The 1,150-nt window shown below is 43.3% G+C and carries 1 protein-coding gene; it reads left to right on the top strand.

Going from position 1 to position 1,150, the window contains the following annotated elements:
- Positions 1-44: 44 nt before the first annotated feature.
- On the top strand, positions 45-1,150 hold a 1,106-nt coding region (locus C6Y01_RS18800), incomplete at its 3' end, for a ribonuclease YeeF family protein (protein WP_106038610.1).

Raw genomic sequence — 1,150 nt, 5'->3', positions numbered from 1 at the left:
GGTAAAATAGACTTTATGATCAATAATGGAGGGAGTGACTTCTTCTGGGCAAGATAATTGATGCAAAAGCACTAACAAGTGCCACGGACACAAGGGCAAAACACTATCAGGAACTCCGTGAACAAATGGTAGATTTAAAAAAGGCACTACAAGGTGTGGCGAATCTCGGTGATGATTTCACTGGAAAAGGCGCCGACAACATTAAAAGCTTTTATAAAGAGCTGGCTGGAAATGTAGACATGTTTATCAGCTTCATTGATAAGCAAAAAGCCTTTCATGAAGGTGTTTCTGGGACACTCGATGATACAAACTTTGGCGGCGATACCTTCGTAGAAGAACACTTTTTAGACAACGCTGTACATATGGGCATCAAAAATGCCAAAAGCATTGTAAAGGATCAAAAAAAGGCACTCAAAACGATTTTTCAAGACATCGACGACCTCATTTCTCTAGAGGTATTTGACAGCAAAACCTTTGATGAAAAAATTGCAAATGCAGAAGATGAACGAAAAAAGACAGTAAAAGACCTAAGAGAGCTTGATCAAAATTTAAAAGATGAATATGCTTTGTCAGAAACGGAGCAGCAAGCTACAATGGCATTGTACGCAGAAATGATGAATGCGACAAATGACGGAAAAGCGATTTCGCCTATGAATTTTGACAAGAAAGCGTATCAAAATAGCGAAATCTACAAGGCAAAAAGCGATATTGAGAAGCAAACTTCCGAATATCTCAAAATCAAAAAAGAACAAGAAGAAGCCCGAAAGATTGCGAAGGAACAAGAAACCCTCGCCAACCGTCCTTGGTATGAAAAAGCGCTCGATTATGGCGGGAACATCGTGAATGAGCTGACAGGTGTGAACGATGCAAAACGTGCCGCAACAGGCGTTGACCCGATCACAGGCGAAGAACTTACCGCAGGACAGCGCGTCGCCGCAGGCGGCATGGCAGCAGCAGGATATATCCCTATCGTCGGTTGGGCAGGACGCATTTTCAAAGGTGGGAAAGCCGTCTATAAAACGACTCAAGCCACATCAGCCGCAGTCAGGGCAGTCGACGTCTACAAGACGTCACAAAAGTCCTTTGACGCCTTAAAAACATCACAAAAAGGCTTATATGGCCTCACCGCCACCAACGGTTTCAGTGAAGC

Source organism: Bacillus sp. NMCC46, from assembly GCF_002998465.1.
Lineage (GTDB): Bacteria > Bacillota > Bacilli > Bacillales > Bacillaceae > Bacillus.
This window is presented reverse-complemented; position numbering and strand designations above follow the sequence as displayed.